Source organism: Lysinibacillus sp. FSL K6-0232, from assembly GCF_038008325.1.
Taxonomy (GTDB): Bacteria; Bacillota; Bacilli; order Bacillales_A; family Planococcaceae; genus Lysinibacillus.
Window position 1 is genome coordinate 175,337 of sequence record NZ_JBBOYW010000001.1, and the last position, 15,147, is coordinate 190,483.

10 protein-coding genes, 2 tRNA genes and 2 rRNA genes are annotated in these 15,147 nt (G+C 40.9%); 12 read left to right on the forward strand and 2 right to left on the reverse strand.

The genetic code is table 11. From position 1 onward, the window contains the following. Window positions 1-14: 14 nt before the first annotated feature. The 4 genes from MHB42_RS00890 (at window position 15) to rrf (ending at window position 3,541) form a co-directional block, all read left to right on the forward strand. Window positions 15-91 (forward strand) — tRNA-Ile (locus MHB42_RS00890). A gap of 12 nt (window positions 92-103) precedes the next feature. After that, window positions 104-179, forward strand: a tRNA-Ala gene (locus tag MHB42_RS00895). 215 nt (window positions 180-394) lie between these two features. Continuing rightward, window positions 395-3,323 (forward strand): 23S ribosomal RNA (locus MHB42_RS00900). Window positions 3,324-3,425: 102 nt separating this feature from the next. Continuing rightward, window positions 3,426-3,541: ribosomal RNA gene (gene rrf, locus MHB42_RS00905) — 5S ribosomal RNA — on the forward strand. A 499-nt stretch (window positions 3,542-4,040) separates the two neighbouring features. Here rrf and MHB42_RS00910 read toward each other — a convergent pair. Continuing rightward, window positions 4,041-4,712, reverse strand: coding sequence for a LytTR family DNA-binding domain-containing protein (locus MHB42_RS00910; RefSeq protein ID WP_340803870.1), 672 nt, complete (start codon window positions 4,710-4,712; stop codon window positions 4,041-4,043). A 214-nt stretch (window positions 4,713-4,926) separates the two neighbouring features. On the opposite strand from MHB42_RS00910, the gene aceA reads away from it, so the two are divergent. From aceA to MHB42_RS00945, 7 genes are all read left to right on the forward strand, one after another. Further along, entirely contained in the window at window positions 4,927-6,210 is a 1,284-nt protein-coding gene (gene aceA / locus MHB42_RS00915) for an isocitrate lyase (RefSeq protein WP_340803871.1), read from the forward strand. 110 nt (window positions 6,211-6,320) lie between these two features. Then, window positions 6,321-7,919 carry a malate synthase A gene (gene aceB, locus MHB42_RS00920; RefSeq protein ID WP_340803872.1) on the forward strand — a complete coding sequence of 533 codons (1,599 nt, stop codon included), beginning with the start codon at window positions 6,321-6,323 and terminating at the stop codon, window positions 7,917-7,919. Window positions 7,920-8,178: 259 nt separating this feature from the next. After that, complete coding sequence (locus MHB42_RS00925; RefSeq protein ID WP_340803873.1) at window positions 8,179-8,574, forward strand: GntR family transcriptional regulator; 396 nt, start codon at window positions 8,179-8,181, stop codon at window positions 8,572-8,574. 4 nt (window positions 8,575-8,578) lie between these two features. Next, window positions 8,579-9,676, forward strand: coding sequence for a DUF1648 domain-containing protein (locus tag MHB42_RS00930; protein ID WP_340803874.1), 1,098 nt, complete (start codon window positions 8,579-8,581; stop codon window positions 9,674-9,676). A 74-nt stretch (window positions 9,677-9,750) separates the two neighbouring features. Beyond that, the gene (locus MHB42_RS00935) at window positions 9,751-10,422 is read left to right on the forward strand and encodes a response regulator transcription factor (RefSeq protein WP_340803875.1); all 672 of its coding nucleotides are present in this window, start codon (window positions 9,751-9,753) and stop codon (window positions 10,420-10,422) included. Continuing rightward, window positions 10,419-11,792 (forward strand): sensor histidine kinase, encoded by a 1,374-nt coding sequence (locus MHB42_RS00940; protein ID WP_340803877.1) that lies wholly within the window; start codon window positions 10,419-10,421, stop codon window positions 11,790-11,792. The genes MHB42_RS00935 and MHB42_RS00940 overlap by 4 nt, the downstream gene beginning before the upstream one ends. Window positions 11,793-11,865: 73 nt before the next feature. Next, complete coding sequence (locus tag MHB42_RS00945) at window positions 11,866-12,252, forward strand: hypothetical protein (protein ID WP_340803878.1); 387 nt, start codon at window positions 11,866-11,868, stop codon at window positions 12,250-12,252. Between the two features lie 87 nt (window positions 12,253-12,339). Here MHB42_RS00945 and MHB42_RS00950 read toward each other — a convergent pair whose 3' ends face one another. Beyond that, window positions 12,340-14,277 carry an SEL1-like repeat protein gene (locus MHB42_RS00950; protein WP_340803879.1) on the reverse strand — a complete coding sequence of 646 codons (1,938 nt, stop codon included), beginning with the start codon at window positions 14,275-14,277 and terminating at the stop codon, window positions 12,340-12,342. 148 nt (window positions 14,278-14,425) lie between these two features. Between MHB42_RS00950 and MHB42_RS00955 the strand changes: the two genes are divergently transcribed. Continuing rightward, window positions 14,426-15,130, forward strand: coding sequence for a glycosyltransferase (locus tag MHB42_RS00955; protein ID WP_340803880.1), 705 nt, complete (start codon window positions 14,426-14,428; stop codon window positions 15,128-15,130). The last annotated feature ends 17 nt before the right edge of the window (window positions 15,131-15,147 follow it).

Here is a 15,147-nt window from a genome sequence, read left to right on the forward strand (position 1 = left end):
TAAAACTTCTAAGAGGGCCTATAGCTCAGCTGGTTAGAGCGCACGCCTGATAAGCGTGAGGTCGATGGTTCGAGTCCATTTAGGCCCACCATATATTCCTCTTGGGGCCTTAGCTCAGCTGGGAGAGCGCCTGCCTTGCACGCAGGAGGTCAGCGGTTCGATCCCGCTAGGCTCCACCAAATTCTTTGTTCTTTGAAAACTGGATAAAACGACATTGAAATTGTAACAAACACATTTATTTTTTAAGTTTTTTATAGGCTTAATAACATTGTAAAGGTTTCAAGACACGAGCAGTTCTAGGAAGCAAACGAGTGAATGAAGAAGCGTACTTAAGTACGTGACTGATTGAACGAGTGAAGCTGACAACGAAATGCGATGTGTATTGAAAGCTGACGGTTAAGTTATTAAGGGCGCACGGCGAATGCCTTGGCACTAGGAGCCGAAGAAGGACGGCACTAACACCGATATGCTTCGGGGAGCTGTAAGTGAGCTTTGATCCGGAGATTTCCGAATGGGGGAACCCACTACGTTTAATGGCGTAGTATCTTGACGTGAATACATAGCGTCTTGAAGGCAGACCCAGGGAACTGAAACATCTAAGTACCTGGAGGAAGAGAAAGAAAAATCGATTCCCTGAGTAGCGGCGAGCGAAACGGGAAGAGCCCAAACCAAGAGGCTTGCCTCTTGGGGTTGTAGGACACTCTATACGGAGTTACAAAAGAGCGAGTTAGATGAAGCGACTTGGAAAGGTCCGCCAGAGCAGGTAATAGCCCTGTAGTCGAAAGTTCGTTCTCTCCTGAGTGGATCCTGAGTACGGCGGAACACGTGAAATTCCGTCGGAATCCGGGAGGACCATCTCCCAAGGCTAAATACTACCTAGTGACCGATAGTGAACCAGTACCGTGAGGGAAAGGTGAAAAGCACCCCGGGAGGGGAGTGAAAGAGAACCTGAAACCGTGTGCCTACAAGTAGTTAGAGCCCGTTCATGGGTGATAGCGTGCCTTTTGTAGAATGAACCGGCGAGTTACGATTACGTGCAAGGTTAAGCTGTAGAAGGCGGAGCCGCAGCGAAAGCGAGTCTGAATAGGGCGAAGTAGTACGTGGTCGTAGACCCGAAACCAGGTGATCTACCCATGTCCAGGGTGAAGGTAAGGTAACACTTACTGGAGGCCCGAACCCACGCACGTTGAAAAGTGCGGGGATGAGGTGTGGGTAGCGGAGAAATTCCAATCGAACTTGGAGATAGCTGGTTCTCTCCGAAATAGCTTTAGGGCTAGCCTCGTGATGAGAATACTGGAGGTAGAGCACTGTTTGGACTAGGGGGCCATCCCGGTTTACCGAATTCAGACAAACTCCGAATGCCAGATATTTATACACGGGAGTCAGACTGCGAGTGATAAGATCCGTAGTCAAAAGGGAAACAGCCCAGACCACCAGCTAAGGTCCCAAAGTAATCGTTAAGTGGAAAAGGATGTGGCGTTGCACAGACAACCAGGATGTTGGCTTAGAAGCAGCCATCATTTAAAGAGTGCGTAATAGCTCACTGGTCGAGTGACGCTGCGCCGAAAATGTATCGGGGCTAAACGATTCACCGAAGCTGTGGATTGACATCTACGATGTCAGTGGTAGGAGAGCGTTCTAAGGGCGTTGAAGTCAGACCGGAAGGACTGGTGGAGCGCTTAGAAGTGAGAATGCCGGTATGAGTAGCGAAAGACGGGTGAGAATCCCGTCCACCGTATGACTAAGGTTTCCTGAGGAAGGCTCGTCCGCTCAGGGTTAGTCGGGACCTAAGCCGAGGCCGATAGGCGTAGGCGATGGACAACAGGTTGATATTCCTGTACCACCTCCTCACCGTTTGAGAAATGGGGGGACGCAGGAGGATAGGGTAAGCGCGCTGTTGGAAATGCGCGTCCAAGCAGTAAGGCGTGTGTGTAGGCAAATCCGCACACTGTAACGCCAAGCTGTGATGGCGAGTCCGTATGGACGAAGTTCCTGATTTCACACTGCCAAGAAAAGCCTCTATCGAGGTGAGAGGTGCCCGTACCGCAAACCGACACAGGTAGTCGAGGAGAGAATCCTAAGGTGTGCGAGAGAACTCTCGTTAAGGAACTCGGCAAAATGACCCCGTAACTTCGGGAGAAGGGGTGCTCTGTTAGGGTGAAAGCCCGAGAGAGCCGCAGTGAATAGGCCCAGGCGACTGTTTAGCAAAAACACAGGTCTCTGCAAAACCGTAAGGTGACGTATAGGGGCTGACGCCTGCCCGGTGCTGGAAGGTTAAGAGGAGTGGTTAGCGCAAGCGAAGCTACGAATTGAAGCCCCAGTAAACGGCGGCCGTAACTATAACGGTCCTAAGGTAGCGAAATTCCTTGTCGGGTAAGTTCCGACCCGCACGAAAGGCGTAACGATCTGGGCACTGTCTCAACGAGAGACTCGGTGAAATTATAGTACCTGTGAAGATGCAGGTTACCCGCGACAGGACGGAAAGACCCCGTGGAGCTTTACTGTAGCCTGATATTGAATTTTGGTACAACTTGTACAGGATAGGTAGGAGCCAGAGATCTCGGAGCGCCAGCTTCGAAGGAGGCGTCGGTGGGATACTACCCTGGTTGTATTGAAATTCTAACCCATGCCCCTTAGCGGGGCAGGAGACAGTGTCAGGCGGACAGTTTGACTGGGGCGGTCGCCTCCTAAAAGGTAACGGAGGCGCCCAAAGGTTCCCTCAGAATGGTTGGAAATCATTCGTAGAGTGTAAAGGCACAAGGGAGCTTGACTGCGAGACCGACAAGTCGAGCAGGGTCGAAAGACGGGCTTAGTGATCCGGTGGTTCCGCATGGAAGGGCCATCGCTCAACGGATAAAAGCTACCCCGGGGATAACAGGCTTATCTCCCCCAAGAGTCCACATCGACGGGGAGGTTTGGCACCTCGATGTCGGCTCATCGCATCCTGGGGCTGTAGTCGGTCCCAAGGGTTGGGCTGTTCGCCCATTAAAGCGGTACGCGAGCTGGGTTCAGAACGTCGTGAGACAGTTCGGTCCCTATCCGTCGTGGGCGTAGGAAATTTGAGAGGAGCTGTCCTTAGTACGAGAGGACCGGGATGGACACACCGCTGGTGTACCAGTTGTCTTGCCAAAGGCATCGCTGGGTAGCTATGTGTGGACGGGATAAGTGCTGAAAGCATCTAAGCATGAAGCCCCCCTCAAGATGAGATTTCCCATTACGCAAGTAAGTAAGATCCCTCAAAGACGATGAGGTAGATAGGTTCGAGGTGGAAGTGTGGCGACACATGGAGCTGACGAATACTAATCGATCGAGGACTTAACCAAAACCAGTTTGACGCAATTCAATGCACCGTTTATCCAGTTTTGAAAGAATAATTCTTTCAACCAAAAGAGAGCTTCAAGCTACAAATTGAAGGTCAAATATAGTCTAGTGATAATGGCAAAGAGGTCACACCCGTTCCCATCCCGAACACGGAAGTTAAGCTCTTTCGCGCCGATGGTAGTTGGGGGCTTCCCCCTGTGAGAGTAGGACATCGCTAGGCAACCTATATAGAAAAGCAGTTAGCATTTAGCTGACTGCTGTTTTTTTATTATAGAATAGACAGCTCGCATGTTCTCTACATTCATACAGCATATGCTATTTGAACATTCCATGCGAAATCGCAATAAATGCCTTTTTGCTTTATGTTCACTAACTAACCAACCTTATATAATAAACTTCTTCTTATACAAATACATATTTCCCTTCATTTTTTAAAATTCAACTAATGCTACTTACATGATTCGGTAGCCAAAATCCAACTATTACATACAAGTACAAGGGTAACTAATTGAACGAGGGGCATTTTATCAACTAAGTACATAGTTCAACAAATGCTTTTGCATGTACTAATAAGAGCATTTTATATTACCGACTAAAATTTCAAACAATGACAAACCCAAACTATATGATGAAATGCTCATTTTTAATGTTTCATCGTAGTTTGGGTTTTCTATTTATATATGTGGATTTTACGTGTTCTAGCCTTATTTTTTTATTATTTAAAATTCCAGAGCATTTCTAAGGTTATTAAGATAAGATTGGCTGACTGGTAGTTCACTTCCATCAACTAATGTAACGATAAAATTGGATGTGAGATCGCGTGCCATCTTTTTGATAAAATGAATATTTACAATATATGATCTATGAATACGAATAAAATAGGAGGGTAACCTTGTTTGTAGTTCCTTGAGTGTAATATTTGTTTTAAATTGCTCACTATCTACATAAAACCACGTTTTTTTCTGCAGGCTTTCTATATGAGATATTTTATTGATCGCTATAGGATTCCATTCTTCCTCTTGCTTCCCTGTTAAAAATTGAAATGGCTCTGTCTTTTTTATAGAAAAGGATGGAGGTAAAACAATTACTAATGCTGCAGGTTGATTTTGCAGGCTAATTGGATAACCAATGCCATAATAGGGTGTATCAAATAAAGAATTATCTAAAATAGCTTCTGTCTTTTGACGTGTTTGTAGCACCTGCTCTGCAATACTGCCTGGTAATACCGGTTGCCCCACTTCTAAGTGGATATTTTGATGGCTTGAATGAAAATAAACATACATATTATTAACAGCAATAGCTACGGATGAATTTGCAGGAATCCAATCCCTCAACATCGTAATATATTGTTGTGAAATATCTTTTGTGAACGAATCTAACTTATTATTCATTGTGAATATCCCCCTTGTTTGTAAACAGTCTTCCAAATTTCATCGTTAGAAAAGGCAGTTTCATCTTTGAAATTTGGTCTTTTATCAAAAAATAATGAAAATTTAAATATTCTGTTATATATTAATTTACAACAAATAAACCTGTTATGGAACAGTAAATTAAAAGTTTTTTAACAGAGTATATTGTACACAAAGGGGAAGGTGGAATTTTAATATGTCAACTCGTCAAGAAAGAATCGAAGCTTTAGAAAAAGAATGGGCTGAAAACCCACGTTGGGCTGGTATTGAACGCACATATTCAGCAGAGGAAGTTGTTAAACTACAAGGTTCTGTTGTTATTGAGCAGACATTAGCACAAAGAGGTGCTACTCGACTTTGGAATTCACTACATGAGGAGCCATTTATTAATGCATTGGGGGCATTAACAGGTAATCAGGCAGTGCAACAGGTCAAAGCGGGATTAAAAGCTATCTATCTATCAGGTTGGCAAGTAGCGGCAGATGCAAACCTTTCAGGGCAAATGTATCCTGACCAATCGTTATATCCAGCAAACTCTGTACCAGCAGTAGTAAAACGAATTAATCAAGCGCTTCAACGTGCAGATCAAATCGATTACGCTGAAGGACGAGTAGATGAATTCGATTGGTTCGCACCAATTGTAGCAGATGCGGAGGCGGGCTTTGGTGGTCCATTAAATGTATTCGAGCTTGTGAAAGGTATGATTGAGGCTGGAGCAGCTGGCGTTCACCTAGAGGACCAATTAGCTTCTGAGAAGAAATGTGGTCACTTAGGAGGTAAAGTTTTACTGCCAACGCAAAATGCAGTGCGTAACTTAATTGCTGCTCGACTAGCAACAGATGTTCTGGGTGTAGATACAATTTTAATCGCTCGTACAGATGCTGATGCTGCGGATATGGTTACATCAGATATTGACCCACGTGATGCTGAGTTCATTACTGGCGAACGTACTCCTGAAGGCTTCTTCCGTACAAAAGCAGGTATCAAACAAGCGATTGCTCGTGGTTTAGCTTACGCGCCATATGCAGATTTAATTTGGTGCGAAACTTCTAAGCCATCACTTGAGGAAGCTCGTGAATTTGCTGAGGCTATTCATGCAGAGTTCCCAGGTAAAATGCTTGCCTATAACTGCTCGCCTTCATTCAACTGGAAAGCAAATCTTTCAGAGGAGGAAATTGCTGAGTATCAACGCGAGCTTGGTAAACTAGGGTATAAATTCCAATTCGTTACATTAGCAGGCTTCCATGCACTTAACCATTCTATGTTTGAGCTTGCATATGACTATAAAGATAATGGTATGGCTGCATACTCTAAGCTACAGCAAGCGGAATTTGCTTCTGAATCAAAAGGCTATACAGCTACACGCCACCAACGTGAAGTAGGTACTGGATACTTTGATGAAATCTCTCAAGTAATCTCTGGCGGTACTTCTTCTACAACGGCAATGGCAGGTTCTACAGAAACAGAACAGTTTGTTTAAGCTTTTATAAAATACGTATACTCCTAAATTCATAATCATAGAGTAGTCACCTCTGCTCCTCCTAAAGCAGAGGTGACAAAATTACAATCGCAAAGGTGGGTAAGCAGCTAATGGAACAAGCAACAACAGGTAAGCTTAAAATTATTGGAGAACAAAATGAGCAAACAAATGAAATTTTAACACCTGAAGCTCTTGAGTTTATTCTTGCTTTGCATGAAAAATTTGATGCTCGTCGCAAAGAGCTATTAGAGGCTCGTCAAGAACGACAAAAGCGACTTGATGCAGGAGAGAAGCTTGATTTCTTACCTGAAACAAAGCATATTCGTGAGGGTGATTGGACAATTGCTCCACTACCAGCAGACTTGCAAGATCGTCGTGTTGAAATTACAGGACCAGTTGACCGCAAAATGGTTATTAATGCATTAAACTCTGGGGCTAAAATGTTTATGGCTTGCTTTGAGGATGCTTCATCGCCAACATGGGAAAATATGATTGGTGGTCAAATTAATATGCGTGATGCTATTAATAAGACGATTGAATTTACACAACAATCCAATGGCAAAACGTACAAGTTAAATGATAAAACGGCTGTACTTTTAGTGCGTCCTAGAGGGTTACATTTATTAGAGAAGCATGTACTTGTTGATGGAGAGCCGATTTCTGGGAGCTTCTTTGATTTTGGCTTATATCTATTCCATAATGCTAAAAATGCATTGGCACAAGGAACAGGACCTTATTTCTACCTACCAAAGCTTGAAAGTCATTTAGAAGCACGTCTATGGAATGATGTCTTTGTATTTGCTCAAGACTATATTGGTATTCCACAAGGCACAATTAAGGCAACAGTCTTAATTGAAACAATTTTAGCAGCATTTGAAATGGATGAGATTTTATATGAGCTTCGAGAGCATTCAGCAGGGCTAAATTGTGGCCGTTGGGATTATATTTTCAGTTATATTAAGCGTCTACGCAATCAACCTGATGTTATTTTGCCAGACCGTGGGCAAGTAACGATGACGGTGCCATTTATGAAGGCATATACATCATTATGTATACAAACATGTCATAAGCGTAATGCGCCAGCAATGGGCGGTATGGCTGCGCAAATTCCTGTTAAAAACGATGATGAGGCGAATGCTATAGCATTTGCAAAGGTTGCAGAGGACAAACGTCGTGAGGCAACAGAGGGGCACGATGGTACATGGGTAGCACATCCAGGTATGGTTGCAACAGCAATGGAGCAATTTGATGCTATTATGCCAACACCGAATCAAATTCATAAAAAGCGTGAGGATGTACATGTTACAGCAGAAGATTTAGTAGCTGTGCCAGAGGGAACAATTACACTTGAAGGTCTTCGCATTAACTGTAGTGTTGGTGTCCAATATATTGCTTCATGGCTTCGTGGTAATGGTGCTGCGCCAATTAATAATTTGATGGAGGATGCTGCGACAGCAGAAATTTCTCGTACACAAGTATGGCAATGGATTCGACATCCAAAAGGTATTTTAGAGGATGGTCGTGGTATTACATTAGCATTTGTATTAGAAATCTTGGAGGAGGAGCTTGTGAAAATTAAAGAGGCTGTTGGGGAACAAGCCTATAACAATGGTCGCTATGAGGAAGCTGCTGAATTGTTTAAATCTTTAATTGAACAAGATGAATTTGCGGAATTCTTGACGCTCCCAGGATATGAAAAATTAGCATAAACAATAAATCTACTATCTTAATCAAACTTTCCTATTCCACTTTATTTAAAGAAATGAGCACGAGTTATCAAAAGGGGTCTATTTATAAAATGTAAGAGATTTAAAGGGGGAAAGATGTCTTGCTAGCTTAGATGGGGAGCTAGTAAGGCATTTTTTTGTATGGAAATCTGCATGACTGTATGTCTATGCGGATTTTTTATTTTTCAATGCTATTTATTTTTGTTATACTATTTATATAACAAAAATGGAGTTGATAACAATGTTTATTCAAATAGAGCCAAATTCTGATGTACCGATCTATGAGCAGGTGACACGTCAAATTATTGAAGGAATTGCAAGGGGAGAAATGAAACCAGGTGATACTTTACCTTCTGTGCGAAGTTTAGCTGCTGATTTAGGGGTGAATATGCATACAGTCAATAAGAGCTATCATGAATTGGAGGCAAAAGGTATTATTACCATACGGGCCAAATCGGGAGCAATTGTACGCTCTACAGAGGAAAGAGCTTTAACGCCTGAACAATTGCGACAAATTGAAAAGAATTTAAAGCCTGTTGTGGCAGAAGGTATGGTGCTTGGCGCAACAGCAGAACAAATTGAGCACATGATGAAAAAGGTATTTGCTGATTTACAAATACCAGCAGAGGGAGTGTAGCAAAATGTTACTTGGTGTTTTTAGTATAATCTACATCATAACGTTAATTTTGCAAATCATTGTGCCATTTATTGTCCGGGAAACGATTGTTTTTGGCGTAACAGTGCCAGAGCAAAATATTAAACATTCTACTTTAGCTAAGATGAAAAAGCGTTATACTCAAATTGTAGGAAGTGCAGGTTTTTTCTTGTTCATTATCATGGTTATTAGTTATAAAATGCTAGCTCCATCTGAATCCATGCAAAGCTTTGTTCTCCTTGGCTGCTTATTTGGTATGTTAATCGTAAGCATGCTGCTATACTGGGTGAATTATCAAAAGGTATCTGCGCTGAAAAAGCAGGAACAGTGGGGGCTGCATATTAAGCAGGTGCGAGCAGTTGACTTAACAGCACGTAGTCGCGATGAAATGCTACCATGGTCATTTTTTGCTGTGCCTCTAGCCATCCCTATATTTTTAATGATTTATACGGTGCTGCATTATGATCAAATGCCAGCAAATATAGCGGTGCACTGGGGACCAAATGGGGAAGCAGATGCTTGGAAAGCTAAAACATACTTCACAGCTATGTCATTGCCGATACTTATGCTGTTGATGCAATGCATGATGTGGGGAATTGCAGATTCCATTAAACGATCTGCCATTAAGCTAGCAGTGAATCGCAAGGAGGAATCATTGGAGGATCAACTAAAGACACGTAAATATATAAGTTGGAATCTTCTATTGGTAAGCTATGCTTTAACAATTTTATTGACGGTGTTGCAGTTAAGCAATATTTATCCTTCTATAATTGAGGGCTATAAACTTTTACCACTGTTTATTTTATTTTTAGTTGTTGTGCTTGGCTCACTAGTAGTGTATGCAATGAAAAAACATAAGCATAAAGTACACTATAAGGAAAGTATTGATTCACAAGTAATGGATGTCGATGAAGACCGCTATTGGAAGGGCGGTTTAATTTATATGAATCGCCATGACCCATCTGTTTTTGTGGAAAAACGCTTTGGTATCGGCTGGACAATGAACCTTGCTAACCCTAGAGGTTATATTGTGATTGGCTTGCCATTTATCTTATTACTGTTGATTTCCATTTTTTCATTATAAAATAGTCATAACTACTAATAAAAATTCGTTCCAAGTGAGCGGATTTTTTATTTTGATTGAACGGGGGCAGGCTAATGAAAATACTTGTTGTTGATGATGATGTGCATATTTTACAGCTTGTAACAATTTATTTAACAAAAGAGGGCTATCAGGTGCTTTGTGCAAAAAATGGGCAGCAGGCATTGGCATTATTGGAGGAAAATGTACCTGATTTAGCTGTAGTTGATGTGATGATGCCAGGAATGGACGGTTTTACATTAACAGAGATATTAACACAGCAATATGATATTTCCGTTTTATTATTAACAGCAAAGGGTGCATTAGCCGATAAGGAGCGGGGCTTTTTGGCAGGCTCAGATGATTATGTTGTCAAGCCGTTTGAACCAAAAGAGTTATTATTTCGTATAGCGGCTATACTACGCAGGTTGGATAAAAGCAATCAAGCAACCACTCAGGTAGGGAACCTTATCATTGATCGCCGAAGCTTTGAGGTTGGGATTGGGGAAGATACGCTTCTATTGCCTCTAAAGGAATTTGAATTACTAGCATTACTGGCTTCACGTCCGAATCAGGTATTTACACGCAGCTATATTATGGAACAAATATGGGGCTATGACTATGACGGAGATGAGCAAACATTGACTACACATATTAAACGAATTCGTGAACGATTAAATCGCTATCAGACAGCTGTTACCATTACAACAGTGCGAGGCGTTGGCTATAAGTTAGAGGAAACTAGATGAAAACGTTATATGGAAAATTTGTTATTATAACGATGCTTGTAATGGTTGGTAGTATGGGTATTGGCTTTTTAGCGACAAATACTTATTATCATCAAGTAGTAAAAGCTAAAAACGATGCGAAAAATGTAAAAATCGCACAGGATATTGTCAACTATATTGAAACGGCTAAACCACAGGATTTAGATAATTATTTAGCAACACTTGGCGATATTGGCTATCAAATTTATGTAACAACTGGTGATGAAGCACGCTTTTTTGGTGGGCAATATCGTGATAAAACATTGCCACAGTCGGTTATTGAGGATGTATTAGGTGGAGAAATCTATCATGGTATGCGGGACTTTCCAAAAGAAACCTTTGTAACAGGCTTTTTTGCGAATGAGCTTATTAATACAATTGGTGTACCCTTTCGTTATAATGATCAATCCTATGCATTATTTATTCGACCAGATATTCGACTATTATTTTCAGAAGTGCATACAATACTTGCTGGGTTAATTTTAGTGATGACAATATTGAGCCTACTTGCGATGCTATTGTTTGCAAGAGCATTGATTCGACCAATTACAAAGCTAACGGCTGCAACACATCAGCTTGCACATGAAAAGTTTGATACAGCACTTGATATTGAGCGGGCAGATGAAATAGGTCAATTAGCAACGAGCTTTACGATTATGACTGAAAAATTACAGGAAAATGATCGTATACGAAAGGAGTTTATTAGCAATGTATCACATGATTTTCAGTCGCCATTGCTAAATATTCAAGGCTATGTTGATCTCCTGAAAAATCCACAATTATTAGAGCAGGAACGGCAGGAGTATGCAACAATTATTGAGCTTGAAACAAAACGTCTATCTACATTAACAAAGCAATTATTATTACTAACATCACTCGATCAATCCACAAGAATAATGACACAACAGCCCTATCGCTTGGATGAGCAGCTAAAAGAAACGATAAGAAAATATCGTTGGCAGATTGAAGAGGCACAGCTCCAGCTTAGTTACAAAATGGAACAAATAATATATAAGGGAGATGCAGAGCTGCTCCAAAATGTTTGGGATAATTTGCTAACAAATGCTATCAAATATAATAAAGAGCATGGGCAGATCGATATCCGCCTGCTGGAGAAGACAAACTCTATTGATATTTTTATCGAGGATAATGGTATTGGAATGACATCTGAGCAATTATCAAAAGTATATGAACGTTTTTACCGTGCAGATACTTCTAGAACGAGGCAGGGCACAGGGCTGGGATTAGCGATTGTAAAGCAAATTATTGAGCTGCATGGTGGCACTATACAAATGGAAAGTGCTATAAATGCTGGCACAAAGGTTACTATTCATTTGCCTAAACTGTTATAAGAAGTTCATATAAAGTTTATATTCACACGATAAACTCCTTATTAAGTTAAATACGCTTAGAAGGAGTTATCGTATGGAACAAAAATGGAGTATACGTCTTATTCGGTTAGCAGCGATTTTTGCGTTCATTGGCACATACTTAGGAACACATATGTCAGGCTCAGGTAGCTATGAATATCGACCAATCCATGCACATATTTTACTTGTTGGCTGGTTGACTATGTTTGCGTGGGGTATTTTTTATCGTGTTTTCCAAGTAAAATCGCCAAAATTAATAATGATTCATGGCTGGACAGCGATTCTCGGTGTTTTTGGTTTAACAGTGGGAATGTGGTTTTATACAATGAACCCGTTTCATTTAGACGACACCTTTACGTTAGTATTCTTTATTATAGGTGGCACTACATTGTTAATTAGCTTTGCTTTATTTATTGTTGTCACATTTATGATTCGAAAATAATAACAACGCCCATATCATAGGCTAGTTTGTGATATGGGCGTTTTGATTAGCAGAGGTGAAGAAAATGCCACTGATCGAGGGTTTACTTTATTCCATATTTTCGAGTGATCTTTTTAACCACATTGTTGCTTCTTGATAGTCTTGTGCGACACCAAGTCCCTTTTTGTAAAGCATACCAAGCTGATACTGTGCCTTTTGATGCCCTTGATTGGCCGCAAGTCGATAGAGCTGGGCAGCTCTTGCAAAATCCTTTGGTACACCTTGTCCATGAATGTGCATTTGAGCTAATTGATATTGAGCCTTTGCATGCCCCTTTGCTGCAGCCTGTTCAATCCATTTTGCTGCCTCCGTGTAATCCTGCTCAACGCCCTTTCCTTTATCAAATAAATTACCAAGCTGATATTGTGCACCTGCATGTCCCTGAATCGCAGCTAACCGATAGCATCTACGTGCCTCCTCAAGGTCTAGAGCAACCCCTAATCCTTGCTCATACAATAGCCCTAATTGATACTCCGCCTGAATATGTGATTGATCGGTTGCCGCTCTCCACCATTTTGCCGCTTCCGTATAATTTACAGGAATATCCGTTCCTGCTGTTAGTAATAGCCCAAGCTCATATTGTGCATCTGCATAACCCTTTTCAGCCGCAGCCTTTAAGTATGATAGTGCTTTTTTGGGCTGCTGTAGCTGATAAGCATAGAGGCGTCCAAGCTCAAAGCCTGCACTAATATGCCCTTGCTCCGCAGCTAATAATAGCCATCTCTCTGCTGTGGCAAAATTTTGCTCTTTTTGATACAGTAGCCCAAGGCAATATTGAGCATTTAGATGCCCTTTATGTGCGGCAAGCTTAAACCACTTAATGGCTTCTTGCCCGTCCTGCTCAATGCCTTGCCCCGTATTATAGAGCATGGCTAGCTGAAACTCTGCATTTGTATGGTCCTGCAATGCAGCTATATGAAACCATTTTGCTGCCTCTTCAAAATTTTGCGAAATACCACGCCCCTTAAGGTACATATAGCCTAAATTGTATTGGGCACTAGCATCTCCTGCTAATGCAGCCATTTCAAAATAAGCAATCGCTTCTTCATAGCTTTGCTTAACACCTGTCCCATTATGATAGAGAAAGCCAAGATTATTTTGAGCGCTTGTATTCCCTTGATTGGCAGCTAATGAGTACCATTTTGCCGCTTCCTGAAAGTTTTGCGCCATACCAAGCCCTTGGTTATAAAGTACACCAAGGTTGTATTGTGCATCTGCATTGCCTAAATCCGCAGCAATTTGATAATAGTGTGCTGCCTTCTGATAATCTTGTGTTATACCTTGACCTAGATGATAAAGCACACCAAGGCTATAATAAGCATTTGCATCATTTTGCGCTGCTGCTCGTTCATACCACATTTTAGCGAGTGCATAATCTTTTTGCACACCACGCCCATGATTATATAAAACACCTAAATTATATTGAGCGCTAGCATCGCCATTTTGTGCAGCAACCTCAAACCAGCTTGCTGCATGTTGATAAGCCTCTATAGATTCCTCTTGCTGTAGCGTGTCATTGAAAAGAGCAACTGCCTCTTTAGCGAGAGCGGTTTGGCGAGTTGATTGAAATTTTCGGTCATATCGCTTAATAAACCATTCTACAATATCACTATTATAATCAAGCACAATTTTTGTAGCCTTTGCTTCTACAAGCTCATTGCTATTACTATTGGTCATTTTATATACAAGGTTCATCAATAAATAAATACGACGTGGATGAATTTGTGTAATAAAGCTTCGATTATTGAGCAGCGTTCGAACATTTTTTAATTTCGGCTTTGTATGCATCTCCAAGCGATAGACCTCATATAAAATGTCCGCTAGTACAAGGAGAGATTTATGCAAGGATAGCGCTGGATTTGTAGCAGCAAGCATACTAGCCTCCCGAAAATTTTTAGCTAATGTTGTAAAGGATAGTTGCTGTAACTTTTGATATTGCTTTTGTAGCACTTCATTATGTATAACGATAACAATCACCTCTTTCATCAAATGTTCTTCCTTCATATATCGGAAAAATCGCCATTTTATTGATATGTTTTCATGGTATTCATCAGTTGAATTGTTAGTATTACATGATACTATTTGATATAAGGAAAATGCATACAACCTGTCAGCCTATAGGTGGAGGAGAAAAATGAAAAATATTGCAGCTATTATTCCAGCATATAATCCACAACAGTCACTTATTACTTTTGTCCATCAGTTATTAACAACAACGATTACACAAATTATTATTGTGGATGATGGCAGTGATGCAAAATATAAAGGTATTTTTGATGAGTTAAAACAAATAGATGGCTGCCAAGTCCTTCATCACGATTTCAATATTGGAAAGGGTGGTGCACTGAAGACAGCGTTTGCTTATATACAGGGACATAGAAAGATGTTTCAAGGTGTTCTTACTGTAGGAGCACATGGTCAGCATACATTACAAGATGTTAAGCTTGTCTTAACAATGACAAAGGTATTTTCAGAAGGAATTGTGCTAGGTGTTCGTAATTTTCACTCCACTGATAGTACATTTTTTTCCTATTGGGGAAACCGTGCAACAACATTGCTTTTTGAACTACTGTACCATCGAAAATTAATGGATACACAAACTGGTTTACGTTATATTTCGATTAATGAGTTGCCTTGGTTGATAAAAGTAAAAGGTGAACGCTATGATTATGATACAAATATGCTTATTGCTGCACTTAAAAGAAAGTGTCCTATCTTTGAGGTAGAGATTGGACAGCTACGTATAAAGAAAAATACAATTATCCAATATGATGAAGTTGCAAATGCAGGAACCATTATTACGAAAATGCTAATGAATTATTTAAAACCAAGAATATAGTGCAGTATAAATAAAAG